General features: G+C 46.0%; 1 rRNA gene. It reads right to left on the reverse strand.

Features of this window, described 5'->3' with window-relative positions:
* Positions 1-1,425 (reverse strand): 23S ribosomal RNA (locus VJI94_RS07770); the annotation flags it as partial.

Genomic DNA, 1,425 nt, shown 5'->3' on the forward strand with positions numbered 1-1,425 from the left:
GTCTCCCACCTATCCTGTACATTTAATACCAAATTCCAATGCCAGCCTACAGTAAAGCTCCACGGGGTCTTTCCGTCCTATCGTGGGTAAGTCGCATCTTCACGACTACTACAATTTCACCGGATCCTTTGTTGAGACAGTGCCCAAATCATTACACCTTTCGTGCGGGTCGGAACTTACCCGACAAGGAATTTCGCTACCTTAGGACCGTTATAGTTACGGCCGCCGTTTACTGGGGCTTAAGTTCTATGCTTCGATTGCTCTAACATTTCCCCTTAACCTTCCAGCACCGGGCAGGTGTCAGCCCCTATACTTCATCTTTCGATTTAGCAGAGACTTGTGTTTTTGGTAAACAGTTGCTTGGGCCTATTCTCTGCGACCACTCTATGCTCCATACGCAAGTATCTCACATCTAATGGTACCCCTTCTCCCGAAGTTACGGGGTCATTTTGCCGAGTTCCTTAACAAAGGTTCTTCCGCGCGTCTTAGGATTCTCTCCTTGCCTACCTGTGTCGGTTTTGGTACGGGTATCTTCTCACTCAATAGTACCTTTTCTTGGCAGTTTGGAATTTGTTGCTTCACTACTTGTTTTTCGCTCCCCATCACATCTCGATATTAAGAATAGGGATTTGCCTCTATTCTCTACCTACTTGCTTAGACGTGCTCTACCATTCACACGCTCAACATATCCTCCTGCGTCAGTACTTCTCTCAAACATTCAAAGATAGTACAGGAATCTCAACCTGTTGTCCATCGCTTACGCTTTTCAGCCTGGGCTTAGGTCCCGACTTACCCTGAGAGGACGAGCCTTCCTCAGGAATCCTTAGGCTTTCGACGGGAGGGATTCTCACCCTCCTTTTCGCTACTCATGCCAGCATTCTCTCTTCTGTAAAGTCCACTTCGCCTTCCAGCTTAGCTTCACCCCTTACACAATGCTCCTCTACCACTAATTTAATTAGTCCACAGCTTCGGTATTAGATTTTAGCCCCGTTCATTTTCGGCGCTCTACCACTTGACCAGTGAGCTATTACGCACTCTTTAAATGTATGGCTGCTTCTAAGCCAACATCCTGGTTGTCTGAGTAGTAAAACATCCTTTTCCACTTAATCTATATTTAGGGACCTTAGCTGGTGGTCTGGGCTCTTTCCCTTTTGACTATGAAGCTTATCCCACATAGTCTGACTCCCAATCATCATTTATCAGGTATTCGCAGTTTGATAACTTTCGGTAATGTCTAACACCCCTACGGTATTCAGTGCTCTACCCCCTGTAAACTAAATTGAGGCTAGCCCTAAAGCTATTTCGAGGAGAACCAGCTATCTCCAAGTTCGATTGGCTTTTCACCCCTATCCACAAGTCATCCGATAGCTTTTAAACGCTACCCGGTTCGGTCCTCCATGAAATTTTACTTTCACTTCAACCTGC

The organism is Parvimonas sp. D9, assembly GCF_035282565.1.
GTDB lineage: Bacteria > Bacillota > Clostridia > Tissierellales > Peptoniphilaceae > Parvimonas > Parvimonas micra.